The sequence below is a fragment of the Desulfuromonas sp. DDH964 genome, assembly GCF_001611275.1.
Classification (GTDB): Bacteria; Desulfobacterota; Desulfuromonadia; order Desulfuromonadales; family DDH964; genus DDH964.
The window spans coordinates 127443-141685 of sequence record NZ_CP015080.1; the positions used below are offsets into that span (position 1 = coordinate 127443).

Here is a 14243-nt window from a genome sequence, read left to right on the forward strand (position 1 = left end):
CCATGCGGGCCAGAGTACATAAGATGACAGGTCAGCGTCCCTCGGCGGCGTGAATTAGTTCGGCGAGCGCCGTGGCGAGTTGCCGGTAGCCGGCGGCGTTGGGATGGATGGCATCGCTCTTCAGGCGATTGTCCTTCAGGATATCGCTGAGGGTGTCGTCCAGATAGGGGAGCCGATACTCTTTGGCGAGTTCCGCGTAAAAGGGAGCCGGCGCGAGGAAGAGGCCGAGTTGCGGGACTCCGGCGAGGACGACGTCGGCACCCTGCTGTCGGCAGGCTAGAATCATCGCCCGCAGGTTCTCCTTCGTCTGCGCGACGTCGAGGCGGCGCAGGAAATCATTGCCGCCGTGGATCAGGATCACCAGTTGCGGCTGCACCGTTTCCAGCACCCCGGGCAACCGGTTGACCCCGGCGGTCGACACTTCTCCCGGCACCCCGGCATTGACCACCCGTACCCCGAGCAATTCTTCGAGTTGCGCCGGATAGCTCTCGCCGGCACCTGCCCCGTTGCCATGGGTCAGGCTGTCGCCAAAGGCGAGGATCGTCGCGCCGGATGCCAGCGGGCGGATCTTCGGCTTGGCGTCGCAACCGGGGAGGAGTAACAGCAGGGAGAACAGGGTAAAGAGAATATGCAAGCGCAGTTTCGACATGGTTGGAAGCATAGCGCATTTTTGCCGAGGGGGGTATCCCCCGCAAGGATTCGATCGGCCGAGGGCTAGATCGGGTTAGTTGACTGACCGTCTTTCGGCGGCCTGCGGATTTTCAGGGAGAGCTTCCGCAGCCTGGAGGACTCTACCCAGAATACGGCCTCCGGATTCCCGGAGGCCAGAGCAAAACAAGAGTTACCCGCCTCCTGTTTATCTCGGGGCAGATTCATCACCACAATGAAAGCGCTCCCCCGATCCGTCACGCCTGGCAGATCCGTCATATGGTACGGCCTTGCTCGGCCAGGTTCTTTTCCTGCACTCTCCTTGTTTTCAAATTTTCATAAAAATATCAATTATTTACTTCCCTGAAGGGCGGGGCCTGACACTGGCATGTTCGTTGCGATACTTCTGGACCAGTTCAATGTTTGCGCGCCAGAAGGACATACCGCCGTTCAGCAACCGGCGCGTCTCTTCCTCACGCAGCCTAACTTAAGTTGCTCAGTGACAACCTGAAAGGTGACAGATGAAAAAAATTCTTTTGCTGAAATTGGTCGTTCTCCTCCTGGTCACGGTAACCCTGGCCGGGTGCCCCCGGCCGCCGGGTCTGTGGCACCATAATGGCGGACATGGCAACGGCCACCAGGGCAAATGAGAGTATCCCCGTGATTAAGGGCAGATTCTCTTCGTGAACATCCCCCCTGGGAAACAGGTTCCCATCCCGTTGAGTTTTGGAATGGAAATTGTCAACCAGGGATTGAAACCGTAACCGACCCAGGGAGTCCCTATCATGTATGTGCACCTGCAACCTGTTTTGGCGATCTTGGCCGGCATCCTGATCCTGGTGATTCCCAAGGCGCTGAATTATATTGTCGCCGTCTACCTAATTTTGATTGGCATCTCCGGGCTGGTCCGCTGAGTTTCGTTGTTCTGGGTTGGGCCAGGAGGGGCAGAGGGGTGAAAATACCCGGCTGTCCCTTTTCGCCATGCCTGCGTAGGGCCAAAATTCTAACACGCCACCTGCAAATTCCAGCCCGCTCCCCCCTCCCGACCACCTTTCCCCGCCCATTTGGACAATCCGTCACTGATCCGCCGGGAGCAATCTGCCGACTTGCACTTTCCCGCCAGTAGGATAGGTTCAACGATAGGAAGAGCTGAACAGTGAAAGGACCCTACCAGTGTAAAAACGCTCATTGGTGGGGCCAGACTACCCGGAAGCGATCGGAAAAATGACCGGGCTGTAACCCGCCCAATCCGCCAAGGAGAAGACCATGTCCAATGCCAAAGCCTATTCCGCCGCCAGTGCGACCGCAAAACTGACGTCCACTACCATCCCGCGTCGCGCCCCCACCCCGCGTGACGTGCAGATCGAAATCCTCTACTGCGGTGTCTGCCACTCGGACCTGCATACGGTACGCGACGAGTGGCACAGCGTCATGCAGACCACCTACCCCTGCGTGCCGGGGCACGAAATCGTCGGCCGGGTGACCGGCGTCGGCAGCGCCGTCACCAGCCACAAGGTGGGCGACCTCGTCGGCGTCGGCTGCCTGGTCGACTCGGACCATGACTGCCCGAGTTGCCAGGCCGATGTCGAGCAGTTCTGCCCGGGCGCGACCTTCACCTACAACTCGCCGGATAAGCATGGCACGGCACCGGTCACCTACGGCGGCTACTCGGAACGCATCGTCGTCGACGAGCACTTCGTCCTCAAGGTCCCGGCCAACCTCGATCTCGCCGGGGTGGCGCCGCTCCTTTGCGCCGGCATCACCACCTGGTCGCCGATGCGCCGCTGGGGAAATCTCAAGGGGAAGAAGGTCGGCGTCGTCGGCCTCGGCGGCCTCGGCCACATGGGGGTCAAGTTTGCCCGCGCCTTCGGCGCCCAGGTGGCGGTCTTTACGACCTCGCCGGGGAAGAAGGCCGACGCCCTGCGCCTCGGCGCCGCCGAGGTGATCCTCTCCACCGACCCGGCGCAGATGAAGAAGCATGCCGGCAGCTTCGACTACATCCTCGACACCATCGCCGCCGACCATGACATCAACGCCTACCTGCAGATGCTCGGCCTCGACGGCGAGCTGACCCTGGTCGGGGCGCCGGAGAAGCCGCTGCCGGTCCACTCCTTCGCCCTCCTCTTCGGGCGCAAGCGCCTCTCCGGCTCGCTGATCGGCGGCATCAAGGAGACCCAGGAGATGCTCGATTTCTGCGGCGCGCACAACATCACCGCCGACGTCGAGGTGATCCCGATCGGGCAGATCAACCAGGCCTACGAGCGGCTGCTGAAGTCGGACGTCAAGTACCGCTTCTCCATCGACATGGCGTCGCTGAAGGCCGGGTGATGCCCACCCTGGAAAAGGACGAAAAGTCGCTGTCGACCCCCGCTGGGAAACTGCTGACCGGGCCCGCCGTTGCCGGGGCGCTTGACGCCCTGGCGACGCTGCGTCTCGACATCTTTCTCGAGTACCCCTATCTCTACCGGGGGCGGCGGGAGGATGAACTCAACTACCTGCGCAGTTATGCCGAGCAACCGGACGCCTGCGTCATCCTCGCCGCGGAGGGGGGCGAGGCGATCGGGGCGGCGACCGGCATGCCGCTGAGCCATGAAAATTCGCAACTGCTGGAAGCCTTTGCCGACAGCGCTTTGAACCTCGGGGAAACCTATTACGTCGGCGAGCTCTTGCTGCGTCCGGCCTACTGCAGTCGCGGCCTCGGCCGCCGGCTGCTGGCGCAGCTGGAAAGCGAAGTGCTTGCTCGCGGGCGTTACCGCCAGCTGACCTGCGCCACCGTCGAGCGCCCTGCGGATCACCCGCTGCGCCCGCCCGATTTCATCCCGATCACCCGCTTTTTGGCCCGTACCGGGTTCGTCCGCCTGCCGGGGGTAACCACCCATTTTGCCTGGCGCGAGCCTGACGGTATCCAGCGCGATCATGTCATGCAGTTCTGGATGAAAGAGCTTCAACCAGACCAAAGTAGATGAAAATCACCAGCCAGGCGTCCAAACAAAACCCCGCCAGTCTTCGGCGGGGTTTTTCAAGGTGCAATCGGGCCTGTTGGGGGGAGAAGCCTAGGCTGGTGACCAGTAGCAGCGCTTTGGCGAAACGATCTTCCCCTCTTTCTTGAGCTGGTCCATCGCCTTATCGACCGCCTTGCGCTCCAGCTCGCCGAGTTCGGCGACCTTGCCGGCGTTGAGGGGCTCGCCCGCCTTGTGAATCACTTCCAGTACTTTTGCCGCAGTATCCATCGTCAGCCTCCTTGGGGTTTCAGGTGATGGCGAACAATATACAACCAATTGAATCATAAATCGAGGGTCGCCTTCAATTTTGGCGGGGCTCTCGGCTGCGATCTTCAGGTCAGCTTGCGCTCCAGCCCCCGATACTGGATCGCCTCGGCGAGGTGAGGCTGCTGTAGGGGGTCATTGTCGGCGAGGGTGCGCACCACCCTGAAGGTGTGGGTGTTGGCCTGCAGGTCGAAGGGGGCGAGGCGTTCTCACTGGATCATCACCGGGGTGCATGTGGCAGTTGCAAGGGACCTCGCCGCAGAAGCCGCAGGGAGAGGGGAGTGGATCCCTTCGAAAACAGTGGTTGCCAATCTCTTTGCAGGGGAGCTGGATACTATGCAACTGGATGCTTAGCCTTTTTGGTCCAGGATTGTAAGGAATGGGATTTACCTAGCCAATGACATAATCCCTGTCGGGATAACGCGGCCGAGGTGTGCCGTTTTGCTGATCGGTTGGAGGGGCAAAAAAATGGTGCAAAAAAATGGTTGACAGTTACGATAGGAGCAATTAGTCTATAAAAAAAATAGGGAAGATAGATAGTGATTTCAAAAAAGACCAAATACGGCTTGCAAGCCCTTCTCTCCCTGGCCCGGGAACATGGCCTTGGGCCGCTTCTGATCGCCGATCTGGCTGAGCAGGAGCGGATACCCAAGAAGTTCCTGGAGTTGATCCTGTTGCAGCTGAAAAATGCCGGAATTCTGGGCAGCCGCAAGGGGAAGGGGGGCGGCTATTTCCTGGCCAAGGACCCGGCGCAGATCACCCTGGGGAGTGCCATTCGGGTGCTCGAAGGGCCTCTGGCCCCGATCCCCTGCGCCAGCGAAACGGCCTACCAGAAATGCGAGGAGTGTCACGACGAAAACACCTGTGGCATCCGTCTGGTGATGAAGGATGTCCGCAACGCCATTGCGGATATTCTTGACCACACCTCGCTCAAGGATGTTCTGCAGCGGTCGGACGAGGCTTCCAAAAGGGCCAGCAAGGTGATCGATTTCACCATCTAGATTTTTTTTGCCCTTTAGACTATAAAATCGATAGACATAATTACAAACCACCCAACCAAGGAGACCTTCATGAGCCAGACATTTACCGACAATTCGTTGAGCATCGGTGGCACTCCACTGGTCAAGCTGAACCGCATCGTCCCCCAGGGCGCCGCAGTCTACGCCAAGATCGAGGGGCGCAACCCGGCCTACAGCGTCAAATGCCGCATCGGCGCGGCGATGATCTGGGACGCCGAGAAGAAAGGGCTGCTCGGCCCCGGCAAGGAGATTGTCGAGCCGACCAGCGGCAATACCGGCATCGCGCTGGCCTTCGTCGCCGCGGCGCGCGGTATCCCCATCACCCTGACTATGCCCGAGACCATGAGCCTGGAGCGGCGCAAGGTGCTCAAGGCTTTCGGCGCCAACCTGGTGCTGACTCCCGGCGCCAAGGGGATGGGCGGCGCCATTGCCGCTGCCGAAGAGTTGGCCGCCAGCGCTCCCGAACGTTATGTGCTGCTGCACCAGTTCAAAAACCCGGCGAATCCGGCCATCCACCGCAGCACCACCGGCCCGGAAATCTGGGAGGCGACCGGCGGCGAGGTCGACGTGCTGGTCTCCGGGGTCGGCACCGGCGGCACCATCACTGGCATCTCGCAGTTTTTTGAACAGGACAAGGGCAAACCCCTCTATTCGGTGGCGGTTGAACCGAGCGATTCGCCGGTCATCAGCCAGCACCTGGCGGGGCAGCAGATCCAGCCCGGCCCGCACAAGATTCAGGGGATCGGTGCCGGCTTCATCCCCGAAACCCTCGATCTGGCGGTCGTCGATCAGGTCGAGCAGGTCAGCAACGACGAGGCGATCGACTTTGCCCGGCGCCTGGCCAGGGAGGAAGGAATCCTGGCCGGCATTTCGTGCGGTGCCGCGGCGGCGGTTGCCGCCCGGCTGGCCGCCCGTCCGGAATTTGCCGGGAAGAAGATCGTGGCGATTCTCCCGGACTCCGGTGAGCGCTACCTGACCAGCGTCCTGTTTGACGGCATCGTCTGACCATTAAACCCTGTCAGAAATGAGCCGACCGGAAATTCCGGAGGCACGCTTTTAAATTAAGAGAAACGGCGCAGGGCTGACCGGACCGCCGGAAGCTACCGACAGTCAACAAGGAGGAAATCAATGCGTAGCAACCGGTTCATTACCCTGGTCCTGGTCGCAGGGCTGCTCCTGGGAACCAGCCCTGTCTGGGCGGGTCCTTCCCCTGAGGAACGCTGGCAGGAACTCGATCAGAAGATCCGTATCCTGGAACGCAAACTGGAATTGGAAAAAGAAGCGGCCGGCAAGGAGGCCGCCAAGCATGGTGTCGTCGAGGCTGGCGAGAAGGGATTCGCGATCCGCTCGCAAGATGGCAGCTGGCAACTGAAACTGCGCGGTTACGTGCAGGCCGACGGCCGTGTCTACCTCGATGACAACCGGGACGCCGTTACCAACGATTTGCTGCTGCGGCGGGTGCGGCCGATTATCGAGGGAACCCTAGGGAAGGATTATCAGTTCCGCATCATGCCCGACTTCGGCCGCGGCAAGACCGAACTGCTGGATGCCTACATCCAGGCGAACTACTGGCCGGCGGCCCAGGTTCGGGTCGGCAAGTTCAAAGCGCCGGTGGGCCTTGAGCGGTTGCAGTCGGGGGCCAGCCTGCTGTTCGTCGAGCGCGCCCTTCCCACCAGCCTGGTTCCCAATCGCGATGTCGGCCTGCAGATCGGGGGGGAACTGGCGAAGGGGACCCTGAGCTATGCTCTCGGCCTCTTCAACGGCGGCGTCGATGGCGGCAGCACCGACAGCGACAGCAACGACGACAAGGACCTGGCGGCGCGCCTCTTCGCCCATCCGTTCAAGACTTCCGGCATCGCTCCGTTGCAAGGGCTGGGAATTGGTGTGGCCGGCAGCTACGGCAATCAGGAGGGAGCCCTCCCCTCGTTCAAGTCGGGAGGGCAGCAGACGTTCTTTAAATATTTAGCCACCAGCAACGCCGACGGCCGCCGTTGGCGGGTGGCCCCGCAGGCCTACTGGTACGCCGGCCCCGTCGGCCTGCTCGCCGAGTACGTCCGTTCGGAGCAGGAAGTCAGCAATGGCACGATCACCAGGGATCTGGCCAACCAGGCCTGGCAGGTTGCGGCCTCCTGGGTGGTGACCGGCGAGGACGCCTCCTTTAAGGGGGTCAAGCCGAAACGGTCCTTCGATCCGAAAAGCGGCGCCTGGGGCGCCCTGGAGCTGGCAGGACGCTATAACGAACTCGAAATCGACCAGGACGCATTTCCGCTCTTCGCCGACCCGACCAAGTACGCCGAGAAGGCGAGTGCCTGGGCGGCAGGTCTCAACTGGTACCCGAGCCGCAACCTCAAGGTGGTTGTAAACTATGAACAGACCACGTTTGACCAGGGGAGCGCCAGCGGCGACCGCGAGACCGAAAAAGTCCTGCTCACCCGGGTCCAGGTCGCCTATTAAAAGAACCCTTTTAGCCATACGACATAAGGAGAACCACTCATGTTACGAAACAGACTCGTCCCGCAACTGACCCTGGTCCTGTTTGTCCTCGGCCTCTTCATCGGCAGCCTGGCCCTGGCGAAAGAGTACACCCTGCTCAACGTATCCTATGATCCGACCCGGGAGCTTTACAAGGAGTACAACGCGGCCTTCGCCGACTACTGGAAGGAGAAGACCGGCGACACGGTAAAGGTCAATCAGTCGCATGGCGGCGCCGGCAAGCAGGCCCGGGCGGTGATCGATGGCCTCGAAGCGGATGTCGTCACCCTTGCATTGGCCTACGACATCGATGCCATCGCCGAGAAGACCGGACATTTCGGCAAGGACTGGCAGGCGCGCCTGCCGCACAACAGCGCTCCCTACACCTCGACCATCGTCTTTCTGGTGCGCAAGGGGAATCCCAAGGGGATCAAGGATTGGGGCGATATCATCAAGCCGGGTGTCTCCGTCATCACCCCGAACCCCAAGACCAGCGGCGGTGCCCGCTGGAACTTTCTGGCCGCCTGGGGCTACGCCCTGAAGCAGAGCGGCGGCAGTGAAGCGGCGGCGCGCGATTTCGTCACCGCCCTCTACAAGAATGTGCCGATCCTCGACTCGGGGGCGCGCGGCTCGACCACCACCTTCGTCAAGCGCGGGATCGGCGATGTCTTCCTCTCCTGGGAGAACGAAGCGTTTCTGGCGATCAACGAACTCGGCCCGGATCAATTCGAGATCGTCGTCCCCTCCGTCTCGATCCTGGCCGAACCGCCGGTGACAGTGGTGGACAAGGTGGCTGCCAAGCACGGTACGACCGAAGTGGCCAAGGCCTACCTGGAATACCTGTTCAGCCCGGTCGGGCAGAAGCTGGCGGCCAAGCACTACTACCGCCCGGTGGCCCCGGAACATGCCGACCCGGCCGATATCGCCCGCTTCCCGAAGGTCAACCTGTTTACCGTTGACGAGGTTTTCGGCGGCTGGCAGAAGGCGCAAAAGACGCATTTTGCCGACGGCGGCACCTTTGACCAGATCTACGTTCCGGCGCACTAGTTGTCCTCTGCCGGGGCACGGTCTGCCGTGCCCCGGCTACCCTCTATCTTGACCTGAGCGGGCGACCGCAGGGAGATGGCAGTGAATTTTCTACTCAGACAGCGCAGTGTTCTGCCCGGGTTCGGGTTGGCGATGGGGTTCACCCTCCTCTATCTGAGCCTGATCGTCCTGATCCCGCTCTCCAGCCTGCTGTTCAAGACCGCGACCCTCTCCTGGGATGCGTTCTGGGGGACAGTCGCTTCGGCGCGGGTGCTGGCCTCGTTTCGCCTGACCTTCGGCGCCGCCCTAGTCGCGGCGCTGGTCAACGGTCTCTTCGGCCTGCTGGTCGCCTGGGTGCTGGTGCGCTACAAAATCCCGGGCAAGCGGGTGATCGATGCCCTGGTCGATCTCCCCTTCGCCCTGCCGACCGCCGTGGCCGGCATCACCCTGGCCGGACTCTATGCGGAAAATGGCCTGATCGGGAAATATCTCGCCCCGCTGGGGATCAAGGTGGCCTATACCCCCCTGGGGATCATGGTCGCGCTCACCTTTATCGGCCTCCCCTTCGTGGTGCGCACGGTCCAGCCGGTGCTGGAGGATTTGGAAAAAGAGCTGGAGGAGGCTGCGGCCTGTTTGGGGGCCAACCGCTGGCAGACCTTCGTGCGGGTGATTTTCCCGGCGGTGATGCCGGCGCTATTGACCGGTTTTGCCCTGGCCTATGCCCGGGCCATCGGCGAGTACGGGTCGGTCATCTTCATCGCCGGCAACATGCCGATGGTTTCGGAGATAACCCCGCTGCTGATCATCACCAAACTGGAGCAGTACGACTATGCCGGCGCGACCGCCATCGCCACGGTGATGCTGGCCTTCTCGTTCCTGATTCTTTTAACGATTAATCTGATTCAGTGGTGGGCGCGCCGCCACGCGGAACGCTGAGGGAGGGGACCATGCCGACACAATCCTTGACCGTTTCTCATCCTGCCGGCGCCGCCCTGACTGAGCCGAAGGCGGTGCGCTGGCTGCTGACCGGCCTGGCGCTGGCCTTTCTCGCCCTGTTCCTGGTGGTGCCGCTGGTCGCAGTCTTCGTCCAGGCGCTGGAGAAAGGCCTCGACACCTACTGGGCGGCGATCAGCGAGCCGGACGCCCTGGCGGCGATCCGCCTGACTCTGCTCACCGCCGCCATCAGCGTGCCCCTCAACCTGGTCTTCGGCATCGCCGCCGCCTGGGCCATCGCCAAATTCAAGTTTCGCGGCAAGGCGTTTCTCATCACCCTGATCGACCTGCCGTTTTCGGTCTCGCCAGTCATCTCCGGCCTGATCTACGTGCTGCTCTTCGGCCTGCAGGGGTGGCTGGGGCCGTGGCTGGCGGCGCACGACATCAAGCTGATCTTCGCCGTCCCGGGGATCGTCCTGGCGACCATCTTCGTCACCTTCCCCTTTGTCGCCCGCGAGCTGATCCCGCTCATGCAGGCGCAGGGGACCGAGGAAGAAGAGGCCGCCCTGGTGCTCGGGGCGAACGGCTGGCAGATCTTTTTCCGCGTCACCCTCCCCAATATCATCTGGGGGGTTCTCTACGGGGTGATCCTCTGCAATGCCCGGGCGATGGGCGAGTTCGGCGCGGTCTCGGTCGTCTCCGGCCACATCCGGGGACTGACCAACACCCTGCCGCTGCACGTCGAGATCCTCTACAACGAGTACAACTTCGCCGCCGCTTTTGCCGTCGCCTCGCTGCTGGCCCTGCTGGCGATCCTCACCCTGGTGGCCAAGGCGCTGCTGGAGAAAAGGGTCCGCCAGGAGGTGAAAACCGCGACCAAACCGATTGGAGTGGAATAGTCCTATGGGAATCCAGGTTCAGAACATTTCAAAAAAATTCGGCGCCTACACCGCCCTCGACCAGGTCGATCTGCAGGTTCCCTCCGGAGAGCTGGTGGCGTTGCTCGGCCCCTCCGGGTCCGGCAAGACCACCCTGCTGCGGATCATTGCCGGGCTGGAGACCGCCGATGCCGGCAGCATCCATTTCGATGGCGAAGATGCCACCCGCCGCCAGGTGCGCGACCGCCAGGTTGGCTTCGTCTTCCAGCACTATGCCCTGTTTCGGCATATGACCGTGTTCGACAACATCGCCTTCGGCATGACCGTCAAACCGAGAAATGAAAGGCCGGGCAAGGCCCAGATCCGCGAAAGGGTCCACGAGCTGCTGCAGCTGATCCAGCTCGACAACATGGCCGCGCGCTACCCGGCCCAGCTCTCCGGCGGCCAGCGTCAGCGCGTCGCGCTGGCGCGGGCGCTGGCGACCGAGCCGAAGGTGCTGCTCCTCGATGAGCCTTTCGGCGCCCTCGACGCCAAGGTTCGCCAGGAGCTGCGCCGCTGGCTGCGCAAGCTGCACGACGAGATCCACGTCACCAGCGTCTTCGTCACCCACGACCAGGAGGAGGCGCTGGAAGTGGCCGACCGGGTGGTGGTGATGAACCAGGCCAGGATCGAACAGATCGGCACCCCGGAAGAGGTCTACGACCGGCCGGCCACCCCCTTCGTTTTCAGTTTTCTCGGCCATGTCAACCTCTTCCATTGCCGGAGCGGCGACAGCAGCCAGCCCGGCGCCATCGCCTGTCCGACCGGTGCCGATGGTGGCGGGGTCGGTTACGTGCGTCCCGGCGATATTCGCATCCGGCGCAGTGCCGCGGCGAGCGACGATATCGCCGCCGAGGTGGTCTTCATCCAGGGGGCCGGGGCCTTGCCGCGCATCGAACTCAGGCGCCTCGACACCGGCGAGACCGTGCAGGCCGAGCTGCCGCGCGAACACTACCGTGAGCTGGGACTGAAAACCGGCGAAAAAGTCTACATTCAACCAACCAACGTGCGGGTCTTCGAACCCGATTACCAGATCTAGCCGGGCTCTGACCCGGTTAATGGAGGCCGTCATGAGCAGCAATCCACCGCAGAGCACCCCCGATTTGTGGACCAGCGATCTCGAAACCCGGCTGCGCGCGGCCATCAGCGAAATCCGCTACGGCAGTGTCACCCTGGTGATCCAGGACGGCCATGTGGTGCAGATCGACAAGAGTGAAAAGGTACGGCTGAAGTAACGCCGCAGAGTGGAATCCGCATGAGCACACAGTATCTGATCTTTTTTGGCCATCCCGGCGCCGGCAGCGCCGGCGTTGCGGCGCATCTGGCGGCGGCCTGTGCCGAAGCCGGGCGCGACGTCCTGCTGATCGATGGCGCCGCCGGTCAGTCTGCGGCGTTGGTCAGCCAGGGAGAGCCGGTCGGTGATGCCGGCTGGACCAGCGGCTTCAAGGGGCTGGCCTGCCGGTACTGGGGCCAGCAGTCAGCCGCCTCCCTCGCCGCTGCGATCGCCGCGTGCGCCCCGGCGCCCGAACTGGTATTGATCGACCTGGCCGACAACCTCGACCGGTTGCAACAACTGCTTGTTGCCGGCCTGGCCAGCCAGGTTCTGGCTGTGACGGACATCGAGCCGGCCTCGCTCCGAGCGGTCAATCGACTCTGGCAGGCGCTCAAAGATCGGGATGTGACAACCGGCCTGATCGGCAACAACCTCTCCGAAACGTACGCAGGCTCCATCGTGCAGGATTTCGCCCGCAAAACCGGCATCGGCCTGGAAGGCTATCTGCCGCGCGCGCGTGCCGTGATCCGCAGCGCCTTCTTCGGCGAAACGGTTATCGAGGCCGCCCCCCTGTCGCACGCCGCCTACCTCTATCGCGATCTGGCAAAACTGCTCAGCCAGCCCGGGAAACCCTCCCGGCCGATGGCCCTCGACGACGAGGAGTTTCGCGACTGGGCCGCCGACTGGGGGGAGCGGCTCTACGATCTGGGCGAGGGGTATGTCGGCTATGGAGAAGGGATCTGATGAAGAACACCGGGCCGAGGGATTATCCCGACAAGCAGACGGTGCGTCAACGCACCCCCGATCCGGCCGTACGCGAGATGCTGGCCCGGATGGAGGCGCTTGGCATCGAAACCCCCTTCGACCGCTTCGACGCGCAGAAGCCGCATTGCGGCTTCGGTCTGGAAGGGACCTGCTGCAAGAACTGCCACATGGGCCCCTGCCGGATCACCTCGAAAAGCCCGCGCGGCGTCTGCGGGGCTGACGCCCATGTGATTGCCGCGCGCAACATCCTGCGCTGGGTGGCGGCGGGCGCCGCGGCCCACGGGGCGCGCGGCCGCGAAGTCATGCTGGCCCTCAAGGGGGCGGCCGACGGCCGACTCGACCTGCCGATTCTCGGCCCGGAGAAGGTGCTGGCCACGGCGCGCAGCTTCGGTCTTAAGATCGAGGGGCGCGAGGTGCGCGAGCTGGCCGGCGAGATCGCCATGATCCTGCTTGACGACCTCTGTCGCACCCTGCCCGGACCGCATCGAACCCTTGAAGCGCTGGCACCGCCGGAGCGGCTTGCGGTCTGGAAGGCGCTCGATATTCTGCCGGTCGGCGCCTACCACGAGGTGTTCGAGGCGCTGCACCGCACCACCACCGGCACCGATGGCGACTGGGAAAACCTGCTGCGCCAGATGCTGCGCTGCGGGCTCGCCTTTGCCTGGAACAGCGTGGTCGGCTCAAGCATCGCCATGGACAGCCTCTACGGCCTGCCGAAACGGAGCCGGATCGAGGTCAATCTGGGGACGCTCACCACCGACACGGTTAACATCGCCGTCCACGGTCATTCGCCGGTGCTGGTCGCCGCCATCGTCAAGGCGGCCCGGCGCGAGGATCTCAACGCCCGGGCGCGGCAGCAGGGCGCGAAAAAGATCCGGCTCTACGGCATCTGCTGCTCCGGCCATTCGGCCCTGGCCAAATTCGGCGACGTCCAGCCGCTGGCCAGTGCCATGGGAGCTGAACTGACGCTGGCGACCGGCGCCCTCGATCTGTGGGTCGCCGACGTGCAGGATGTCTTTCCCGGCATCATGGATGTCGCCGCCTGTTTTCACACCCGGGTGATCACCACCAGCGATTCGGCGCGCCTGCCGGGGGCCGAGCATCTCGGCTTCAACCATCACCATGACAATCTCGACCAGGCCGACGCCATCGCCGAGCAGATCATCGGTCGGGCGATCGACAGCTTCGGCAGCCGGGTGGCGGGCAAGATCTTCATTCCTCCGGCACGCATCGAGGCCGAGGTCGGCTTTGCCGTGGAGAATATCCTCGCCTCCTTCGGCGGCGCCGCGGTGCTGGGCGAGCAGCTGCGCAGCGGCCGGATTCGCGGCATCGTCAACCTGGTCGGCTGCAACAACCCCAAGCTGGTCTACGAGGAGGCGATCACGCAGGTGGCGGCCAGGCTGATTGAACAGGACATTCTGGTGCTGACCAACGGCTGCGCCGCCTATGCCCTGCTCAAGCTCGGCTTCTGTCACCCCGACGGGCTGGCTCAGGCGGGACCGGGATTGCAGGCGCTGCTCGCGGAGAAGGGGCTGCCGCCGGTCTGGCACATGGGCGAATGCCTCGACAATGCCCGCGCCTCGGCCCTGTTCCGGGTGCTGGCCGATGCCCTGAACGAACCGCTTAAGCGTCTCCCCTTCGCCTTCTCCAGCCCGGAGTGGTCGAACGAAAAAGGGGTCGGCGCGGCCCTCGGGTTTCGCCTGCTCGGACTCGATTCCTACCACTGCATCGCCCCGCCCATCGGCGGCTCGGACAAGGTCGCGAATTTTTTCTACAGCGCTACCCGCGAAACCCTCGGTTCGGTGATGGTGGTCGAGCCCGATCCGCGGCAGCTCGCCGCGCGCCTGGTCATCGATTTGCGTCAGCGCCGCCGTCAGCTCGGCTGGCCGGACACCTCTACAACCAACACGCAAGGAGCTTAAAG

15 protein-coding genes are annotated in these 14243 nt (G+C 63.0%); 13 read left to right on the top strand and 2 right to left on the bottom strand.

Annotated features, from left to right (window positions below; translation table 11 throughout):
• Positions 1-31 precede the first annotated feature (31 nt).
• Complete coding sequence (locus DBW_RS00605; protein WP_231875360.1) at positions 32-649, bottom strand: arylesterase; 618 nt, start codon at positions 647-649, stop codon at positions 32-34.
• Between the two features lie 784 nt (positions 650-1433).
• Between DBW_RS00605 and DBW_RS17915 the strand changes: the two genes are divergently transcribed.
• From DBW_RS17915 to DBW_RS00625, 3 genes are all read left to right on the top strand, one after another.
• The gene (locus tag DBW_RS17915; RefSeq protein ID WP_082820091.1) at positions 1434-1562 is read left to right on the top strand and encodes a DUF3096 domain-containing protein; all 129 of its coding nucleotides are present in this window, start codon (positions 1434-1436) and stop codon (positions 1560-1562) included.
• A 352-nt stretch (positions 1563-1914) separates the two neighbouring features.
• Positions 1915-2976 (top strand): NAD(P)-dependent alcohol dehydrogenase, encoded by a 1062-nt coding sequence (locus DBW_RS00620; RefSeq protein ID WP_066722768.1) that lies wholly within the window; start codon positions 1915-1917, stop codon positions 2974-2976.
• Entirely contained in the window at positions 2976-3614 is a 639-nt protein-coding gene (locus tag DBW_RS00625; RefSeq protein WP_066722770.1) for a GNAT family N-acetyltransferase, read from the top strand. The genes DBW_RS00620 and DBW_RS00625 overlap by 1 nt, the downstream gene beginning before the upstream one ends.
• Before the next feature lie 87 nt (positions 3615-3701).
• Here DBW_RS00625 and DBW_RS00630 read toward each other — a convergent pair whose 3' ends face one another.
• Positions 3702-3878: a MarR family transcriptional regulator gene (locus DBW_RS00630; RefSeq protein ID WP_066722773.1), complete on the bottom strand. Its 177-nt coding sequence runs from the start codon at positions 3876-3878 to the stop codon at positions 3702-3704.
• A gap of 575 nt (positions 3879-4453) precedes the next feature.
• On the opposite strand from DBW_RS00630, the gene DBW_RS00635 reads away from it, so the two are divergent.
• The 10 genes from DBW_RS00635 to cooS all read left to right on the top strand — a co-directional run bounded on the left by DBW_RS00635 (position 4454) and on the right by cooS (position 14241).
• Positions 4454-4915, top strand: coding sequence for an RrF2 family transcriptional regulator (locus tag DBW_RS00635; protein WP_066722776.1), 462 nt, complete (start codon positions 4454-4456; stop codon positions 4913-4915).
• A 69-nt stretch (positions 4916-4984) separates the two neighbouring features.
• Positions 4985-5938: a cysteine synthase A gene (gene cysK / locus DBW_RS00640; RefSeq protein WP_066722780.1), complete on the top strand. Its 954-nt coding sequence runs from the start codon at positions 4985-4987 to the stop codon at positions 5936-5938.
• Between the two features lie 123 nt (positions 5939-6061).
• Positions 6062-7387: an OprO/OprP family phosphate-selective porin gene (locus tag DBW_RS00645; RefSeq protein ID WP_066722783.1), complete on the top strand. Its 1326-nt coding sequence runs from the start codon at positions 6062-6064 to the stop codon at positions 7385-7387.
• A gap of 39 nt (positions 7388-7426) precedes the next feature.
• Positions 7427-8452: a sulfate ABC transporter substrate-binding protein gene (locus DBW_RS00650; RefSeq protein WP_082820092.1), complete on the top strand. Its 1026-nt coding sequence runs from the start codon at positions 7427-7429 to the stop codon at positions 8450-8452.
• Positions 8453-8533: 81 nt separating this feature from the next.
• On the top strand, positions 8534-9367 hold the full coding sequence (cysT, locus tag DBW_RS00655) for a sulfate ABC transporter permease subunit CysT (RefSeq protein ID WP_335339852.1): 834 nt from the start codon (positions 8534-8536) through the stop codon (positions 9365-9367).
• 11 nt (positions 9368-9378) lie between these two features.
• Positions 9379-10263, top strand: coding sequence for a sulfate ABC transporter permease subunit CysW (cysW, locus tag DBW_RS00660; protein ID WP_066722792.1), 885 nt, complete (start codon positions 9379-9381; stop codon positions 10261-10263).
• A 4-nt stretch (positions 10264-10267) separates the two neighbouring features.
• On the top strand, positions 10268-11320 hold the full coding sequence (locus DBW_RS00665) for a sulfate/molybdate ABC transporter ATP-binding protein (protein ID WP_066722795.1): 1053 nt from the start codon (positions 10268-10270) through the stop codon (positions 11318-11320).
• A 31-nt stretch (positions 11321-11351) separates the two neighbouring features.
• Entirely contained in the window at positions 11352-11516 is a 165-nt protein-coding gene (locus DBW_RS17920; RefSeq protein WP_082820093.1) for a YezD family protein, read from the top strand.
• A 20-nt stretch (positions 11517-11536) separates the two neighbouring features.
• Positions 11537-12298, top strand: a complete 762-nt coding sequence (locus tag DBW_RS00670) for a hypothetical protein (RefSeq protein WP_066722799.1) — start codon at positions 11537-11539, stop codon at positions 12296-12298.
• A complete protein-coding gene (cooS, locus tag DBW_RS00675) occupies positions 12298-14241 on the top strand; it encodes an anaerobic carbon-monoxide dehydrogenase catalytic subunit (protein WP_082820094.1) in 1944 nt (647 codons plus the stop codon). Before DBW_RS00670 ends, cooS begins: the two co-directional genes overlap by 1 nt.
• Positions 14242-14243 lie beyond the last annotated feature (2 nt).